Source organism: Magnetospirillum gryphiswaldense MSR-1 v2, from assembly GCF_000513295.1.
Taxonomy (GTDB): Bacteria; Pseudomonadota; Alphaproteobacteria; order Rhodospirillales; family Magnetospirillaceae; genus Magnetospirillum; species Magnetospirillum gryphiswaldense.
In genome coordinates, this window is sequence record NC_023065.1 from 2,867,482 (window position 1) to 2,881,623 (window position 14,142).

Genomic DNA, 14,142 nt, shown 5'->3' on the forward strand with positions numbered 1-14,142 from the left:
GGATAACGAGACGAGACGTCTCGTATTGTTACGCCGACATCGTCATCGGGTCAAGCCTTGCCGTCCACCTGCCGCAACAGGCGGTGCAGCGACGACCGGCGGATGCCCATTTCGGTCAGATGGGTGACAGCGTTGGCCAGATAATCGCGGGCCGAACCGCCCCTGCCGTGACCCTGGCGCAAGAGCCGGATGGCGTCGTCATGCTCGCCGCGCCAATATTGCCAATGGTCGCGATCGACCACATAGGCATAGGCGGGCACCATTTGACCATCCTCCAGCCGCACCGGCAGGAAGCGCGGCAGATAAACGCCGGTGGGCAATTCCCGCTCGTCCAGCCGGGCCTTGATCGCCGCCCAGTCGACGCCCCGCACCCGCAAGGCCCGGCCCAGGCACGAGCCGCCGCGATCCAGCCCCAGCACCAGACCGGGGCAGGAATCGGTGCCGCGATAGATGGTGGACAGCACGCACATGGACCGGCACCAGCCATGCAACCGGGCAGCAACATTGGCAGCGGGCACAAAACCGGGGTTCCACATCAATGAGCCATAGGCAAATACCCATACATCGCCTTGCACTGCAACAGGGGGCGGGTTAGACCTGTCTTGTGCCTTCCTTTCGCCGGATGAGTCCATGTCCGCTCGCCGCCTTGTCCTGATCGCTGTCGTCGGCCTTGTCGCCGTCCTACTGGCCTATAGCCTGTACTGGATGCACGCCGCCGGGCAAGCACGCAACCATGTTGAAGCCTGGGCCGAGGCGCGCCGGGCCGAAGGCTGGACTGTCGCCTGGGCCGAAGAGACGCCAGGCGGCTTTCCCTGGCGACTGCGCCTGACCCTGACCGCGCCCGAATTGAGCCATCCATCGGGTCTGCGCTGGCGCGGGCCGTATCTGGAATTGTGGACAGCACCGCTGTGGCCGCGCGCCGTCCATGTGGAAACCGCCGGCGACCATCGCCTCACCTGGGCCGGGCGCGACTGGCCGCTCAGCCTGGAGCGGCTGGCGGCAACCATCGCCAGCGGCACCTTGGACGCCCATCTGCATGGCCTGCAAACCGGGCAAACCAGCATCGCCGATCTGGGCCTTAGCCTCGCGGCACTGCCGCCCCGTCCCGATCCCAGCGGCCATCCGGCCTCGTGGCGCTTCGCCCTGTCGGGCCGCGACATCCGATTGCCGCCCAACACCTTGCCCGGCTTCGACGGCCAGATGGCGCTGGCGGAGATTTCCGGTCGGGTGATGGGGCCGATCCCCGCCGCCACCCCGGTGGCCGCCATCGCCGGCTGGAGCAAGCAAGGCGGCATCATCGAACTGGACCGCGTCGCCCTGGACTGGCCGCCCATGGGGCTGGAAGGCAGCGGCACCGCCGCCCTTGACCCCGGCGGCCAGCCGCTGGTCGCCTTGTCCACCCGCATCCACGGCTTCGACGCACTGATGGACCGGCTGCATCAGGCCGGGCTGGTGGATCAGGCGACGGCGCGCACGTCCAAGACCCTGTTGGGGCTGATGGCCAAGCCCGACCCGCGCGGCCGCCCGGCCATTCCCGCCCCCATCACCATCCAAGACGGCAGCCTGTATCTGGGACCGGCGCGGATGGCGGCGGTGCCGGGCATTCCCTGGGCCAGCTTCAGCCCGCCCTGAACATCCAGCGGGGTTGCGCTGGCCGGCGCTTTCGACTACCCCTTACGTCCTTGGTATTTTCAGGAATTCCACCTTGGCCCCCATGCGTCTGGTCCGACATTGCGGCGAACTGACACCCGACCTTCAAGGCTGCGTGGTGGCGCTTGGCAATTTCGACGGCGTCCATAAGGGCCATCAGGCGGTGATCCTGACCGCCAAGCGCATCGCCCAGGATTTGGGCGTCGCCTGCGGGGTGATGACCTTCGAGCCGCATCCGCGCGCCTTTTTCAACCCGGCGCAGCCGCCGTTCCGCCTGACTCCGTTCCGGGTCAAGGCGCGGCTGATCGAGGCGCTCGGCATCGATCTTCTGTTCATGCAGCATTTCGACCAGGCCTTCGCCGACATGACGGCGCTGGAATTCGTCGGCGGCGTGCTGGCCACCTGCCTGGGCGCCCGTCATGTGGTGGTGGGCTATGATTATGTCTTCGGTAAGGGCCGCAAGGGCACCGGAGCGTTGTTGCAGAAGGCCGCCGATGAAGGTGCCTTCGGCTTTACCGCCGTGCCGCCGGAAATGGCCAAGGGCGGTGAAACCTATTCCTCGACCCGGGTGCGCGAGGCGCTGGTGGCCGGCCAGCCCAGTGTTGCCGCCCGCCTGCTCGGCCATTACTGGGAAATCGAGGGCCGGGTCGAACACGGCGACCAGCGCGGCCGCACCATCGGCTTTCCCACCGCCAACATCCATCTGGGCGAGTACCAGCACCCGGCGGCGGGCGTCTATGCCGTGCGCGCCGGCATCGATCTGGGCGGCGCCACCCAATGGCTGGACGGCGTCGCCAATTTCGGCAACCGCCCCACCTTCGACAAGCAAGACCAGATTCTGGAAGTGCATCTGCTCGACCACAACATCGACCTTTATGGCCGCCATCTGCGCGTCGCCCTGGTCGATTTCATCCGCCCCGAACGCAAGTTCGCTGGCCTGGACGAGCTGAAAACCCAGATCGCGGCGGATGCCCAGCAGGCCCGGGCCATCCTGGCCGCCCGTCACTTTCCCCAAAGCCCCGGCCCCATGGTGGCCGTGTCCGATTTTTAGAAGAGACCCGACATGAGCGCGGACTACAAGAACACCGTCTTCCTGCCCAAGACTGACTTTCCCATGAAGGCCGGTCTGCCTGACCTGGAACCCAAGCTGTTGGCCCGCTGGGCCGAGATCGGCCTGTTCCAGCGCATGCGCGCGGTGGCCAAGGGCCGGGAAAAGTTCATGCTGCATGACGGCCCGCCCTATGCCAACGGCCATTTGCATATCGGTCACGCGCTCAACAAGATTCTCAAGGACGTCATCAACCGCACCCAGTTCATGCTGGGCCACGACGTTCATTACATCCCCGGCTGGGATTGCCACGGCCTGCCCATCGAATGGAAGATCGAGGAAAAGTACCGCGAAGCCGGCCAGGACAAGGACCAAGTGCCGGTGGTGCAGTTCCGCGAGGAATGCCGCCAGTTCGCCCGCCAATGGATCGACATCCAGCGGGCCGAGTTCAAGCGCCTGGGCGTGGAAGGCGACTGGGATCACCCCTACACCACCATGACCAACGCGGCGGAAGCCACCATCGCCGCCGAGTTGGGCAAGTTCCTGCTGGACGGTTCGCTTTACAAGGGCGTCAAGCCGGTGATGTGGTCGGTGGTGGAAAAGACCGCCCTGGCCGAGGCCGAGATCGAGTATCACGACCACACCTCCGTCACCATCTGGATCAAGTTCCCCGTCGTCACCGCCAGCCATCCGGCGCTGGACGGCGCCAATGTGGTGATCTGGACCACCACGCCGTGGACCATGCCGGGCAACCGCGCCCTGGCCTATGGCCCCGAGTTCGACTACGTGGTGGTGGAGGTCACCGAAGTGGCCGAGGGGTCGCTGGCCCGCGTCGGCGACAAGCTGGTGCTGATCAAGGATCAGGCCGAGCAGGTGGCCAAGGATGCTAAGTGCACCTTCAAGGTGGTGGCGACCCTGAAAGGCGAGCAACTGGCTGGCACCATCTGCCATCACCCCTTGAAGCACCACCCCGAAGCCAAGGGCGGCTATGATTTCGCCGTCCCCGCCCTGGCCGGTGATTTCGTCACCACCGATACCGGCACCGGCTTTGTCCACATCGCGCCCGGTCATGGCGAGGACGACTTCCATCTCGGTCGTGCCAACGGCATCGCTGTGCCCGACACCGTGCAGCCCGACGGCACCTATTATCCGTCGGTGGCCCTCTTCGCCGGCCTCAGCGTCTTGGAAAAGGGCAAGAACGGCAAGTATTACAGCCCCGTCGCCAAGCCGGTGATGGAGGCGATGAAGGCCTGCGGCAATCTGCTGGCCAACGGCAAGATCGAGCATTCCTACCCGCATTCGTGGCGGTCGAAGGCGCCGTTGATCTTCCGCACCACGCCGCAATGGTTCGTGTCCATGGAAACCAACGGCTTGCGCGCCAAGGCGCTGAAAGCCATCGACGACACCCGCTTCGTCCCCGCCCAGGGCAAGAACCGCATCGGCGCCATGATCGAGACCCGGCCCGATTGGTGCCTGTCGCGCCAGCGCGCCTGGGGCGTGCCGATCACCGTTTTCGTCGACAAGCATACCGGCCAGCCCCTGCGCGATGCGGCGGTGATGGAGCGCATCGTCAGCGCCTTCAAGGAACAGGGCTCGGATGCCTGGTACACCACCGACCCGGCACTCTTCCTGGGCGAGGGCCGCGACCCCAAGGATTACGAGCAGATTTTCGACGTGCTCGACGTCTGGTTCGATTCGGGCTGCACCCACGCCTTCGTGCTGGAGGGCGAGGAATGGTCCGACACCAAGTGGCCGGCCAGCTTGTATCTGGAAGGATCGGACCAGCATCGCGGCTGGTTCCATTCGTCGTTGCTGGAAAGCTGCGGCACCCGTGGCCGCGCCCCCTATGACGCGGTGCTGACCCACGGCTTCGTCCTGGATGAAGACGGACGTAAGATGTCCAAGTCGCTGGGCAACGTGGTGTCGCCGCAAGAAGTGGTCGGCACCCAGGGCGCCGACATTCTGCGTTTGTGGGTGGTGGGCTCGGATTATTCCGACGATCTGCGCATCGGCCCGGAAATCCTGAAAACCCAGGTCGACGTCTATCGCCGCCTGCGCAACACGCTGCGCTATCTGCTGGGCGCCGTCGACGGCATCAGCGACGGCGAAAAGCTGGCATTCGCCGACATGCCCGAGCTGGAACGCTGGGTGCTGCACCGCCTGACCGAGATCGATGCCGGCCTGCGCGGCGCCTGCCACAGCTTCGAGTTCCATTCCTGGTTCAACGAGCTGCACAATTTCTGCGCCATCGATCTGTCGGCGTTCTATTTCGACATCAGGAAGGACGCGCTTTACTGCGACCATCCCGACAGCCTGCGCCGCCGCGCGGCGCGCACGGTGATGGACATCCTGCTCGACGCGCTGTGCAAGTGGCTGGCGCCCTTCGCCTGCTTCACGGCGGAAGAAGCCTGGCTGGCCCGCCATCCGTCGGCAGATGATTCCGTCCACCTGCACACCTTCCCCGACATTGCCGCCCAGTGGCGCGACGACGCCCTGGCCGCCAAGTGGCAACAGGTGCGCGCCGTCCGCCGCGTCGTCACCGGCGCCTTGGAAGGCGAGCGGGTGGCCAAGCGCATCGGCTCCAGCCTGCAGGCCAATCCGGCGCTTTACGTCAGCGGTGAAGCCATGGCCGCCATCGCCGATCTGGACATGGCGGAAATCTGCATCACCTCGGGCCTGTTGGTGGTGGAAGGCCCCGCCCCCGACAGCGCCTTCACCCTGGCCGACGTGCCCGGCATCGGCGTGGTGCCGCGCGGGGCCGAGGGCGACAAGTGCCAACGCTGCTGGAAGGTGCTGCCGGAAGTGGGCCACCACGCCCACGACGGCGTCTGTGGCCGGTGCTCGGATGCGGTGGCCAAGCTGTGATGAAGAATATGCGGCTTTATGGCCTGATCCTGGCCGTCATTCTGATCATCGCCGACCAGATCAGCAAATGGTGGGTGGTGGAAAAGGTCATGCGCCCCGACGGCGTCACCGACACCCCGTTCTTTTCCCCCGTCTTCATCGAGGTGACGCCGTTCTTCAATCTGGTGATGACCTGGAATCGCGGTGTTTCCTTTGGTATCTTCAACAATGGCGGGCCGTGGAATGCCGTCGCCCTGTCGGTGCTGTCCATCGTCATCGTCGCCGGCTTGTTGGTGTGGCTGAAGCGTGCCGATAACGGCTTGATGGCCTTGGCCCTGGGCTCCATCATCGGCGGTGCGCTGGGCAATGTCATCGATCGGGCCCGCTGGGGGGCGGTGGCCGACTTTCTTGACGTCCATGCCTTCGGCTGGCACTGGCCCGCCTTTAATCTGGCGGATTCGGCCATTACCATCGGCGCTATCTTGTTGGTGTTGGATTCCTTGTTTACACGGCGGAACTCGGATAAGAATTAGGGCCATGAAGCGCATGATCACCACCCAAAAGTCTTCGTTGCGTGCCGCCGCCTTGATGGCCGTGGCCGCGCTCGCCTTGTCCGGCTGCGCCGAAACCAAGCGCGCCATGGGCTACGACAAGGCGCCGCCGGATGAATTCCAGGTGGTGTCACGCGCCCCCTTGACCATGCCGCCCGATTTCACCTTGCGGCCGCCGACCCCAGGCATGGAACGCCCGCAGGAAGGCAATGTGCGCGATCAGGCGCGGCGGGCCTTGACCGGCAATCCCCGCGCCAATACCCCCATCGCTACCCAGGGTCGCACCCAGGGCGACGTTGCCTTGCTGAAAAAGGCCGGGGCCGAGCAGATCAACCCGGAGATCCGCCTGCTGGTGAACAAGGAAACCCAGTCGCTGGCCGATGCCGACAAGTCGTTCACCGACAAGCTGGTATTCTGGCGCAAGCCCGAGGGTGTCGGCGCCGGCGAGCAGTTGAATGCCGGCCAGGAAGCCCAGCGCCTGCGTGAAAATCAGGCATTGGGCAATGCGTTGTCCACCGGCGACACCCCGCGCATCGAACGCCGCCGCAAGGGCATGCTGGAAGGTATCTGGTAACCAAACCAACAGCTTCCGGTCCTGTTTGCACCCCCGGGTCACCCCTGGGGGTTTTTCTTTGCCCGCTTCCCCCATTATACCAAGTCCCGATGAGCTCGACTCATCGGGACTTGGTTAGAGCATTTTCACATCGAGCGTCCATATCCGTCGTGGGCGAAGAAATTGGCGCATTCCTCGGGCGGAAACAGGTCGATGAGTTTTCCGATCACGTCCCATAAGGTGTTGATGGTGCGGGCTTGCGCCTTTCGCAGCAGGCTCTTGAGCTTGGCGAAGGCGAGCTCGATGGGATTGAGGTCTGGGGAGTAGGGCGGCAGATACCGCAGGGTGGCCCCTCGGGCTTCGATGAGTTGCTTGACCCCTGCCACCTTGTGGGCGGGCAGATTGTCCATTACGACGATGTCGCCGGGCCGCAAGGTCGGAGCCAGGACCTGCTCGACATAGGCCAGGAAGATCGCGCCATTCATCGCCTTGTCGATGACGAAGGGGGCGGAGATTCCGTCATGCCGGAGCGCCCCGACGAAGGTGGTCATTTTCCAATGACCGTGCGGCACCGCAGCCAGCAGCCGCTGACCGCGCGGCGCCCGTCCGTAGCGCCGGGTCATGTTGGTCGATGCCCCGGTTTCATCAAGGAAGACCAAGCGGGTTGGGTCCAGCGCCGGCTGCTCGGCTCGCCAGGCGATGCGTCCTTCGGCTACGTCGGGACGTTCCTGCTCGGCAGCATGCGCACTCTTTTTTTCAGACTGAGGTCGAGCCGCTCAAGCGTGTTCCACAGGCCGCCGACGCTGATCGACACGCCCAATTCGGCCAGAACCCAGGCGCGCAACTCAGCCAGCGTGGCATCGGGCTCGACCTTGATCTGCGCCTGCAACGCCTCAAGGTGAGCCGCCAGCTTCTGTCCTGGCCGCCCAGGCCGTGGCTTCACCGTCGTCTCGCCGGTGGCCCGGCGGCGGCCTTGGGCCTTGTAGATGTACGAAACGCTCACCCGGAACAGCGGCGCCACCTCGTAGGCGCTCATGCCGCTGTCCACAGCCGCCAAAACTCTATCGCGCAAGTCCTGAGAATAGGACTGCCCTGAGCGCCACGTCATCGCATCATCCTCGGGAGCGTTGTTACCGAAGATGTTGAATCACAAAATGACCTCAGGGGGAATCCTCTACCGATTCCGCTCGGCGTGAAACCGCTCTAGGCGCAAAGCGCCGCGCGGCTCATGCCGCGTGAGGCAAGCATCCCGGAGGGATGCGCCCGCCGCATGAGGGCGTCGGTGATCGGTTCCGATCACCGGGATATGGCATTACATCTTGGTGACAGTGCGGCCCATGCCCATCTGTAGAAAAGCCGACATTCGACGAGGTTTCCCATAGCCCATTGCCCCGAAGGAGAATCCGCCATGCCCATCACCGCCCTGGTCATCGCCTGCGTTGGCCCCATGTGCGCCTATAGCGCCCCCGCGACCTCCTTCGACACCCTGGCCCAATGCGAAAGAGCGGCGCCGATGATCGCCGGCCTCAGCCGCGCCGGCATGGTCAACGCCCTGTGGCAACCCACGTCCGACCGCCAGCGCACCGCCTTTCAGTGCATCGACGGCACCACCGGCGCCGTGCTGCTGAGTTTCGACAGCGACGAGCCGGGGCATTACAAATCGCTCACGGATTGATCGTGGCCTTGCCGGTCATGGGGCATGGGCCTATATCCGGTGGACCATAACCACGACAGGCGGATTGACGATGCGGATGTGGCGCGATTGGGCGGCCATGGCCACCGTGGCGATCACGGTGAGTTTGCCGGCCCAGGCCCAGGTGTTCAACCCGGTGACCAAAACCTTGGACAACGGCCTGCAGGTGGTGGTGGTGGAAAACCATCGCGCCCCCATCGTCAGCCACATGGTCTGGTACCGGGTCGGGGCCGCCGACGAGAGTGCCGGCAAGTCGGGCATCGCCCATTTTCTTGAACACCTGATGTTCAAGGGCACCCCCAGCGTGCCGCCCGGCGAGTTTTCCAAGATCGTCGCCCGGAATGGCGGGCGCGACAACGCCTTCACCTCATCCGATTACACCGCCTATTTCCAGAACATCGCCACCGACCGGCTGGACATGGTGATGAAGATGGAAGCCGACCGCATGCGCAACCTGACCCTGGCCGAGGCGGATGTCGTCTCCGAGCTTGAGGTGGTCAAGGAAGAACGCCGCTCGCGCACCGACAACGACCCCGCCGCGCTGATGCAGGAACGGCTCGAGGCCCTGCTGTTCGTCAACCACCCCTATCGCCGTCCGATCATCGGCTGGCCGGACGAATTGGCCGGGCTGACCCGCACCGATGCGCTCGACTATTACCAGCGCTGGTACGCCCCCAACAACGCCATCCTGATCGTCGCCGGCGACGTCGACCCGGCCAAGGTCATCGCCATGGCCGAAACCCATTATGGGCCGCTGAAACCGGAGAAACTGCCGCCGCGCCTGCGCGCCGCCGAGCCGCCGCCGGTGGGGGCGCGCCAGATCACCTTGACCGATGCCCGCGTCAAACAGCCGTCATGGACCCGGCTTTACCTGGCCCCCAGCCAGCATTCCGCCACCGACAAGACCCAGATCCAGGCCTTGGAAGTGCTGGGCGAGATTCTGTCCGGCGGTGCCACCAGCCGGCTTTACAAGGCCCTGGTGGTCGATCAGGGCATCGCCGCCTCGGCCCAGGCCTGGTACGATGCCGGGGCGCTGGATCATTCCACCTTCGGCTTCCACGCCTCGCCCCGACCGGGCGTGGCCATGGACACGCTGGACACTGCCCTTAAGGCGGAAATCGCCCGCCTGCTCAAGGACGGGGTGACGGAGGATGAGGTGCGCCGGGCCAAGACCCGGCTGAAGGCGGAAGTGGTCTATGCCCGCGATTCCCTGCACACCGCCGCCCGCGTACTGGGCGAGGCGCTGACCACCGGCCAAACCGTCGCCGACGTGGAAGACTGGCCCAACCGCATCGCCCAAGTCACCGCCGCCCAGGTCAATGCCGCCGCCCGCGCCGTGCTGGTGGACAACGCCTCGGCCACCGGCCTGTTGCTGCCCGCCGTCAACCAGGAAGCCCGCCGATGATCCGTCCTATCCTGTTCGCCCTCATGCTGGTCCTGCCGGTTCCGGCCCTGGCCGTCACCGTGGAAAAAGTCACCAGCCCCAGCGGCATCGAGGCGTGGCTGGTGCAGGACCACGCCAACCCGATCATCGCCTTGGAAGCGACCTTCGCCGGCGGCTCGTCGGTGGAGGTCAAACCCGGTCTGGCCCATATGATGGCCGGCCTGCTGGACGAAGGCGCCGGCCCTTACGATTCCCAGGCCTTCCAGGGCCGGCTGGAAGACCTGTCCATCGGCCTGTCGTTCAAGGCCGGCAAGGACGAACTGGCCGGCTCGCTGAAGACGTTGACGGAAAACCGCGACGCCGCCTTCGATATGTTCCGCCTCGCCCTGACCCAGCCGCGTTTCGACAAGGAGCCGGTGGAACGCATCCGCAGCCAGATCATCGCCGGTCTGACGCGGGAATTGCAGAATCCCAACGCCGTGGCCAGCCGCGCCTGGTACAAGGCGGCCTTCGGCGACCACGCCTATGCCCGTCCCGGTAACGGCACCCCCGACAGCATCAAGGCGATCAAGAGTACCGAGTTGAAGGCGCATGCCAAAACCTGGCTGTCGCGCCAGGGCCTGATCGTCGGCGTCGTCGGCGACATCACCCCGGAACAATTGGCGCCGCTGCTGGATCGTACCTTCGGCGCCCTGCCGGCCAGTCACCCCGCCATCACCGTGGCGGAAACCACCATCGCCACCGGGCGCATCATCGTCGAGCCGCGCGACATCCCGCAAAGCGTCGCCGTATTCGGCGCGCCCGGCATCAAGCGCAACGATCCCGACTGGTTCGCCGCTTACGTGATGAACTATATCCTGGGCGGCGGCGGCTTTTCCTCGCGCCTGACCGAGGAGGTGCGGGAAAAACGCGGCCTCGCCTATTCCGTCTACTCCTACCTGCTGCCCATGGATCATGCCGGCATCCTCATGGGCGGCGTCGCCACCCAGAACGCCCGGGTCAAGCAATCGCTGGACATCATCCGCCAGGAACTGGCGCGCATGGCCGAGCACGGGCCGGATGAAAGCGAACTGGCCGATGCCAAGACCTATTTGACCGGCTCGTTCCCGCTGTCCTTGGATTCCACCGCCGCCATCGCCGGCCTGCTGGTGGCCATGCAAGCCGACAAACTGGGCATCGACTACCTGGACCGCCGCAACGCCCTGATCGAGGCGGTGGGCATGGATCAGGTCAAGGCGGTGGCCAAGCGCCTGCTTGATCCCGATAATCTGCTGATCGTGGTGGTCGGCAAGCCGGAAGGGGTCAACGGCACGCCCTAACCCGAAAAGACGGCGGCGGCAAAAATCAACGCCGCCCAGTGATCCGTTTCTCCCGTGACACCGTAGAAGGGTCATAAGGAGAAACGCGATGCCTCGGATCATCAAGATTGTTGCCGGCGCTTTGGCCACCTGTCTGGCGGCGACGGCCCCGGCCAAGGCCAGTGGTGCTGTCTTGGACTGGCGGGGCGTGCCGCTTCCCGCCATCGACGGCGGCAGCCATGCCGCCCAACAGTTTCTTGGCCATGTGGTGCTGGTGGTCAACACAGCGTCGCGCTGCGGCTTCACCGGACAGTATCAAGGCTTGCAAACCTTGTGGCGGGAAAACCGCGATCGCGGCCTGGTCGTCCTGGGGATACCGTCCAACGATTTCGGCGCCCAGGAACCGGGCAACAGCGCCCAGGTCCAGGAATTCTGCCAAATCAATTACGGCGTCGACTTCCCGCTGCTGGAAAAGCAGACGGTGGTCGGCAATGCGGCCCACCCGCTGTATCGCTGGGCCGCCGCCCAGACCGGTCCGCTCGGTGTGCCGCGATGGAACTTCCATAAGCTGCTGATCGGCCGCGATGGCCGGCTGGTGGATTGGTTCGCCAGCACGACGGCCCCCGATTCCGAGCGGCTACGCCACGCCATCGACAGCGCCCTGGCGGAGAAATAAACCATGCACGTCTTATCCTTGCGCCATGGCGACGGCACCGCCCGCGCCTTGTCCTATCTGGGCCTGATCCCCTTCATCGCCGGTATCCTGGTGGCCTGGGCCCCGTTCCCCGAATTGCGGGCGCAGGCATTGACCGCCGTCGCCATCTATGGCGCGGTGATCCTGTCCTTCATCGGCGCGGTGCATTGGGGGCGGGTCATCACCGCCCCCGCCGAAGACCCGCTGGGCAGCCTGTGGCTGATCTGGGCGGTCGCGCCGTCGCTGCTGGGCTGGTTCGCCACCTTGCTGCCATCGACCGGGACCATGCCGGTGCTGATCATCGGCTTCGTCCTGGCCTGGTTCGGCGACCGCCGTGCCGTCCAAGCCGGATTGCTGCCCCTCTGGTACGGCCATATGCGCGACCGCCTGACCGTGGTGGTCTGTACGACGCTGACCGCCAGCCTCCCCCTTGTCTTTTGAACAATCCCTTCGGAGAACGCCCATGAACGCTACCCCCGGCCTTATCGTGCCCGCCCCTTGCCAGATTTCCGGCCGCCCCAGCCGCGCCGAAGCTGAATCCGCTGTCCGTACCCTGATCCAATGGGCCGGCGACGACCCGGACCGCGAAGGTCTGGTCGCCACCCCCGACCGGGTGGTGCGCTCTTACGAGGAGTTCTTCGCCGGCTACGACCAAGACCCGGTGGAAATGTTGCAGCGGACCTTCGAGGAAACCGACGGCTACGACGAGATGGTGATCCTGCGCGACATCACCTTGGAAAGCCATTGCGAGCACCACATGGTGCCAATCGTCGGCAAGGCCCATGTGGCCTATCTGCCCGACCGCCGGGTGGTGGGCATCAGCAAGCTGGCCCGCGTCGTCGAGGTGTTTTCCAAGCGTCTGCAAATCCAGGAAAAGCTGACCGCCCAGATCGCCAACACCATCAACGATGTGTTGCAACCAAAAGGCGTTGCGGTGATCATCGAGGCGGCGCACCAATGCATGACCACACGGGGCGTCCACAAGCCGGGTGTGACCATGGTCACCAGTCGCATGCTCGGCGTGTTCCGCGAGAACGCCGCCACCCGCAAGGAATTCATGTCGCTGATCCGCTGACCCACGCCATTCCCGGCTCTTCCGCTCCCCTCTCTTATACCAGGAAAAACCCATGACCCACATGACCCCCATGCCGCCCATCCGTCGTCGCATCGCCGTGATCGGCAGCGGCGCCGCGGCCCTGGGTGCGGCCTGGATGCTGAACCGTCACCACGACGTGACGATTTTCGAGAAGAACGCCCATGTGGGTGGACATGCCAACACCGTCGAGGTGATCAGGCAAGATGGTGGTGCGGTCGCGGTGGATACCGGGTTCATCGTCTACAATGAACGCAATTATCCCAACCTGATCAGCATGTTCGATCAATTGCAGGTGCCGACCCAGGCCACCGACATGTCCTTCGCGGTATCGCTGGATGGCGGTGGCCTGGAATATTCCGGCGGCAGCCTGACCGGCCTGTTCGGGCAATGGAGAAATCTGGTCAGCCCGCGTTTTTGGGGTATGGTCGCCGACATCCTGCGCTTTTACCGCGAAGCGCCGGAGCTGCTGACAGACCCCGATCCGGGGCTGAGCCTGGGCGAGTATTTGCACCGTGGCGCCTATGGCCAAGCCTTCATCGACGACCACCTGCTGCCCATGGCGGCGGCCATCTGGTCGGCCCCCAGCGTCACCATGCTGCGCTTTCCCGCCTCAAGCTTCGTGCGCTTTTGCGCCAATCACGGCCTGCTGCAGCTGACCGACCGACCGCGCTGGCGGACGGTGACCGGCGGCAGTCGGCAATATGTGCGGCGCATCACCGCTGATTTGCTCGACCGCATCCGCCTGAACCGGCCCGTACTCGCCATCACCCGCCTGACCGATGGCGTGGTCGTCACCACCGCCGAGGGGTCCGAGACCTTCGACGACGTGGTCATCGGCGCCCATGCCGACGAGGCCCTGGCCTTGCTGAGCGACCCATCGCCCGACGAGCGCACGGTGCTCGGGGCTTTCGCCTACCAGGAAAATCTGGCGGTGCTGCATTCCGACCCTCTGCTGATGCCGACCCGCAAGCGTGTCTGGGCCGCCTGGAATTATCTGGCCCGGACCAGCACCGAAGGCGCCCGTCATCTGTGCGTCACCTACTGGATGAACCGGCTTCAGGATTTGCCCGACGATCTGCCGTTGTTCGTCACCTTGAATCCCGTCGTCGCCGCCAATCCCGATCTGGTTCATCGCAGCATCAGCTACCACCATCCGGTCTTCGACACCGCCGCCATGACGGCGCAAAAGCAGCTGCCGTCGCTGCAAGGCAGCAACCACACCTGGTATTGCGGATCCTATTTCGGTTACGGCTTCCACGAGGACGCCTTCAGTTCGGGTCTGGCGGTGGCCACTGCCTTGGGCTGCCCCAATCCCGTCGCGGCGGCGTGAC

General features: G+C 65.0%; 14 protein-coding genes. 12 read left to right on the forward strand and 2 right to left on the reverse strand.

The genetic code is table 11. The annotated features are described in order from the left end of the window. Positions 1–50 precede the first annotated feature (50 nt). Complete coding sequence (locus MGMSRV2_RS13545) at positions 51–632, reverse strand: gamma-glutamylcyclotransferase (RefSeq protein WP_084028098.1); 582 nt, start codon at positions 630–632, stop codon at positions 51–53. On the opposite strand from MGMSRV2_RS13545, the gene MGMSRV2_RS13550 reads away from it, so the two are divergent. The 5 genes from MGMSRV2_RS13550 to MGMSRV2_RS13570 all read left to right on the forward strand — a co-directional run bounded on the left by MGMSRV2_RS13550 (position 631) and on the right by MGMSRV2_RS13570 (position 6,667). Continuing rightward, positions 631–1,632: a DUF2125 domain-containing protein gene (locus tag MGMSRV2_RS13550; RefSeq protein WP_024080930.1), complete on the forward strand. Its 1,002-nt coding sequence runs from the start codon at positions 631–633 to the stop codon at positions 1,630–1,632. The two genes, MGMSRV2_RS13545 and MGMSRV2_RS13550, sit on opposite strands and share 2 nt — an antisense overlap. A gap of 82 nt (positions 1,633–1,714) precedes the next feature. Beyond that, positions 1,715–2,701 carry a bifunctional riboflavin kinase/FAD synthetase gene (locus MGMSRV2_RS13555; RefSeq protein WP_041633637.1) on the forward strand — a complete coding sequence of 329 codons (987 nt, stop codon included), beginning with the start codon at positions 1,715–1,717 and terminating at the stop codon, positions 2,699–2,701. 12 nt (positions 2,702–2,713) lie between these two features. Further along, complete coding sequence (gene ileS / locus MGMSRV2_RS13560; protein ID WP_024080932.1) at positions 2,714–5,563, forward strand: isoleucine--tRNA ligase; 2,850 nt, start codon at positions 2,714–2,716, stop codon at positions 5,561–5,563. Then, complete coding sequence (gene lspA / locus MGMSRV2_RS13565; RefSeq protein ID WP_024080933.1) at positions 5,563–6,075, forward strand: signal peptidase II; 513 nt, start codon at positions 5,563–5,565, stop codon at positions 6,073–6,075. The genes ileS and lspA overlap by 1 nt, the downstream gene beginning before the upstream one ends. Before the next feature lie 4 nt (positions 6,076–6,079). Then, the gene (locus MGMSRV2_RS13570) at positions 6,080–6,667 is read left to right on the forward strand and encodes a DUF3035 domain-containing protein (RefSeq protein WP_024080934.1); all 588 of its coding nucleotides are present in this window, start codon (positions 6,080–6,082) and stop codon (positions 6,665–6,667) included. A 125-nt stretch (positions 6,668–6,792) separates the two neighbouring features. Here MGMSRV2_RS13570 and MGMSRV2_RS13575 read toward each other — a convergent pair. Continuing rightward, positions 6,793–7,754, reverse strand: a protein-coding gene (locus tag MGMSRV2_RS13575) for an IS630 family transposase (RefSeq protein ID WP_144084247.1) whose coding sequence is annotated in 2 segments (ribosomal slippage) — positions 6,793–7,406 and positions 7,406–7,754 — 963 coding nt in all. Because the reading frame shifts where the segments join, the coding sequence is not laid out codon by codon here. A gap of 300 nt (positions 7,755–8,054) precedes the next feature. Here MGMSRV2_RS13575 and MGMSRV2_RS13580 point away from each other — a divergent pair. The 7 genes from MGMSRV2_RS13580 (at position 8,055) to MGMSRV2_RS13610 (ending at position 14,141) form a co-directional block, all read left to right on the forward strand. Next, entirely contained in the window at positions 8,055–8,321 is a 267-nt protein-coding gene (locus tag MGMSRV2_RS13580) for a hypothetical protein (RefSeq protein WP_024080935.1), read from the forward strand. Between the two features lie 70 nt (positions 8,322–8,391). Next, the gene (locus MGMSRV2_RS13585) at positions 8,392–9,744 is read left to right on the forward strand and encodes a M16 family metallopeptidase (RefSeq protein WP_024080936.1); all 1,353 of its coding nucleotides are present in this window, start codon (positions 8,392–8,394) and stop codon (positions 9,742–9,744) included. Next, positions 9,741–11,042 carry a M16 family metallopeptidase gene (locus tag MGMSRV2_RS13590; RefSeq protein ID WP_024080937.1) on the forward strand — a complete coding sequence of 434 codons (1,302 nt, stop codon included), beginning with the start codon at positions 9,741–9,743 and terminating at the stop codon, positions 11,040–11,042. The genes MGMSRV2_RS13585 and MGMSRV2_RS13590 overlap by 4 nt, the downstream gene beginning before the upstream one ends. Before the next feature lie 88 nt (positions 11,043–11,130). Next, the gene (locus MGMSRV2_RS13595) at positions 11,131–11,697 is read left to right on the forward strand and encodes a glutathione peroxidase (protein ID WP_024080938.1); all 567 of its coding nucleotides are present in this window, start codon (positions 11,131–11,133) and stop codon (positions 11,695–11,697) included. Positions 11,698–11,700: 3 nt separating this feature from the next. After that, positions 11,701–12,156, forward strand: coding sequence for a DUF3429 domain-containing protein (locus MGMSRV2_RS13600; protein WP_024080939.1), 456 nt, complete (start codon positions 11,701–11,703; stop codon positions 12,154–12,156). Positions 12,157–12,178: 22 nt separating this feature from the next. Then, complete coding sequence (gene folE, locus MGMSRV2_RS13605) at positions 12,179–12,790, forward strand: GTP cyclohydrolase I FolE (RefSeq protein WP_024080940.1); 612 nt, start codon at positions 12,179–12,181, stop codon at positions 12,788–12,790. 52 nt (positions 12,791–12,842) lie between these two features. Further along, positions 12,843–14,141 (forward strand): NAD(P)/FAD-dependent oxidoreductase, encoded by a 1,299-nt coding sequence (locus MGMSRV2_RS13610; protein ID WP_024080941.1) that lies wholly within the window; start codon positions 12,843–12,845, stop codon positions 14,139–14,141. Position 14,142 lies beyond the last annotated feature (1 nt).